The 1,892-nt window shown below is 57.9% G+C and carries 2 protein-coding genes and 1 pseudogene; all 3 read right to left on the reverse strand.

What is annotated here, in order from left to right; translation table 11 throughout:
• On the reverse strand, window positions 1–497 hold a 497-nt coding region (locus tag EOA29_RS34865), incomplete at its 3' end, for an aminotransferase class I/II-fold pyridoxal phosphate-dependent enzyme (protein WP_127222288.1).
• Between the two features lie 178 nt (window positions 498–675).
• Window positions 676–1,338 carry a hypothetical protein gene (locus EOA29_RS34870; RefSeq protein ID WP_127222289.1) on the reverse strand — a complete coding sequence of 221 codons (663 nt, stop codon included), beginning with the start codon at window positions 1,336–1,338 and terminating at the stop codon, window positions 676–678.
• A gap of 314 nt (window positions 1,339–1,652) precedes the next feature.
• A pseudogene (locus tag EOA29_RS34875) lies at window positions 1,653–1,805 on the reverse strand (IS6 family transposase); the annotation flags it as partial.
• Between the last annotated feature and the right edge of the window lie 87 nt (window positions 1,806–1,892).

The raw sequence follows: 1,892 nt of genomic DNA on the forward strand, positions 1-1,892 counted from the left end.
TCCTTCAGCCGCGCTTCGAGATCTGCCATGTCGTTGTTGGCGTAGCGAAAGCGCTTGGCCTTGGACAACCTGACGCCGTCGATGATCGAGGCATGGTTCAGCGCATCGGAGATGATGGCGTCCTCCTCGCCGAGCAGCGTCTCGAACAGGCCGCCATTGGCGTCGAAGCAGGAGCCGTAGAGGATGGTGTCGTCCATGCCGAGGAAGGACGAGATCGTCGCCTCCAGCTGCTTATGCTCCTCCTGCGTGCCGCAGATGAAACGCACCGAAGCCATGCCGTAGCCGTAGCGGTCGAGCGCATGCTTTGCCGCGTCGCGCAGATGCCGGCTGTCGGCGAGGCCAAGATAGTTGTTGGCGCAGAAATTCAGCACCTTCTCGCCAGCAACCTCGATTTCGGCCGATTGCGTCGAGGCGATCACCCGCTCGGATTTGTAGAGGCCGGCCGATTTCAACGAGTCGAGCTCGGCCGACAAGTGCGCCACAAATGAGCTTTTCATTTACATTTCCGAGCATCAGACCCGATCTATCGGCGGGCAGCTTCCCTCTCCAGAAGCTGCCCGCCCGTCGGTCAGGTCTTGGGAGAGGAATACCAAAGTCTGTGAGCATTATCGCGTCAATTCCGGTCAGTTCGATGCAACGCATGCTTCAAAAAAGGGGCTGCCTGACAAAATTCAGTCAGAAGGTGCGGGACCGGGACAGCGAAAATTCGCGGGCGGCCGCTGCCACTTTGTCAATCGAGTCTTCTCGCAGCATTTCGACCGGAATACGACCGCTTAGAAGAGGTGAACGGCGGATCATCCACTGCCACGCAAGCCTGGGGTTTGGGATGAACGAAAGCACCTGCCGGATTCCAGGGATAGGTCTGCCGTCGAGGAATTGAACGACAGGAAACACATGCTTGCGCGCACCACTTCGCAAAGCAATCACATCATTGTGCCGCTGCCACCAATGCAATGTGGACCGAGGTATCCGAAAGCGCCGTTCAAGCTCCGTGGACCCAGCAACTGGGCCTGCCCATTCTTCGATGAGCCGAGCTTGCCCTGTGCCAGCGCCCGACCTGTCATCCATCCCATCGGAAGGGCCGCTGGTGCGCGTCCGGGGAAGGCCGGTCGGATAACCATCCGCATTTGGAGATGCCGAACCCGCCGCGAATCGCAAAACAAATTCGGGCGCGACCACGTTGAAATGATGATCCGGGCGAAGTGCACGGACGCCCCCTGCTACCTCGCACTCTTTTGCCGTCTCGCTATAGCGTTCCTGCAGGCGCCGTACCTCCTTGGTAACCGAGCTCGAAAGCGCGGAGTCTGGAGTTTCGTCGAGAATTCCTGATTGATTCATAAAAGCGTTCCAGTCTCTGCCGAGCGGGTGAGTCCAAGCCTTGGTCGGCTAAGCTTGCACGGCACCACATGAACTGCCGTTAGAGATTGCCTTGAGCCCGTCGCGGCCAGAAACACTGCGCCGCCCCAGCCACCGTGACACACTTTATGAGCTAATTAAGTTCATTCTAATGGTGACCGTGCACCACACGCTTCAAAAGCAACATCCAAAGTGAGGTCGACCGCGCGGAGAGGCTGCTTGCGCAGAACGATACCTGAGGGCCTGTACGTCTTATGGGTCGGCTGGTCGGTATTTTGGATATCCTGCTCGTTGGGCAACAAGGGCGAGAAACGAACGGTCCAGCGGTGGATGGACGTATGAGCGACCGTAATGCCGCGCTCGGCCATCATGTCCTCACGATCACGCAGTCTCAGATTGTAGGCGAGATACTGGCGCACGCACACCAGGATCTGACGGCCTTTGAACATTGCAACCCTCCGAAATGATCGAAGGCTCCTTGCCACAGCGCAGGAATCAAAAGATTGCAACAGATCCCCGTTCCTTCCTGCCAAAAG

Origin of the sequence: Mesorhizobium sp. M1E.F.Ca.ET.063.01.1.1 (assembly GCF_003998155.1) — a bacterium.
Lineage (GTDB): Bacteria > Pseudomonadota > Alphaproteobacteria > Rhizobiales > Rhizobiaceae > Mesorhizobium.

What these genes read in the sequence shown, in the direction of transcription:
- EOA29_RS34870 (WP_127222289.1), bottom strand. Translation starts at nt 1,338, where the DNA reads ATGAATCAATCAGGAATTCTCGACGAAACTCCAGACTCCGCGCTTTCG.